The organism is Methylopila musalis, assembly GCF_042679725.1.
Taxonomy (GTDB): domain Bacteria; phylum Pseudomonadota; class Alphaproteobacteria; order Rhizobiales; family Methylopilaceae; genus Methylopila; species Methylopila musalis.
In genome coordinates, this window is record NZ_JBHTMX010000406.1 from 1 (window position 1) to 775 (window position 775).

Genomic DNA, 775 nt, shown 5'->3' on the forward strand with positions numbered 1-775 from the left:
CGGCCGCCGCCTCCAGCCGCTGCAGCCAGCGGGACGGGATGGTGGGCGCGCCGCCGGCCTTTTTCGCCCGCGTCAGCACCGTCTCGCGCGCGCCGAGCCCCTGCTCGAAATCGTGGGCCGACAGGCCGATGCGCCCTTCGGGCGCCGGCAGGCCGAGCTGGGCGCGAAGCGGCCGGTTGATCCAGGCGTCGCTTTGGGGGGCGGGGGGCCAGACGCCGTCGTTCAGGCCGCCGAGCACCACGCGGTCGAAGGCGAGCAGGCGCGCCTCCAGCGGGCCGAGAATGTGCAGCCGGGGATGGCGCGGCCGGGCCGGGCGCACCACGCGCCCCGCCATCAGCGCCGCCAGCACGCCGGGGAAACTCAGGGGCGAGATCGGCTCGCTCGCGGGCGCGGCGTCCGAAAGCTCCTCAAGAAAGCGCGTGGTCTCGACGTGGTCCTCCGCGTCGGTCTCGCCCGCGATCGCCGCGTAGCCGGTCTGAAGCGCCGCGACGAAGGCGGAAAGCGGCGCGTCCGGCCCCTCGCCGAGCGCCGCAAGGGGCGTAAGCGCAACGACCAGCGCGTCGAGCAGCGCATGGGCGGAGGCGCGCGACGGCCCGGACAGCCTGCGCGCGGGGCCGCGCGGGTCCACCGTCTCCAGCGCTGTCCGAAGCCCCGGAAAGCCCGCGCCGGGCAGGACCGCGCGGAACGCCATCAGGTCGAGCGCGTCCACGGCGCGGGAGGTGAGCCCTGCGCTCTCCGCCAGCCGGCAGGCGGGATGGCGCAGCAGCGCCAGCAG

Annotated in this window: 1 pseudogene; it reads right to left on the bottom strand. The window is 76.5% G+C overall.

Going from position 1 to position 775, the window contains the following annotated elements:
• Positions 1–775 (bottom strand): annotated as a pseudogene (locus tag ACFQ4O_RS17980) (double-strand break repair protein AddB); the annotation flags it as partial.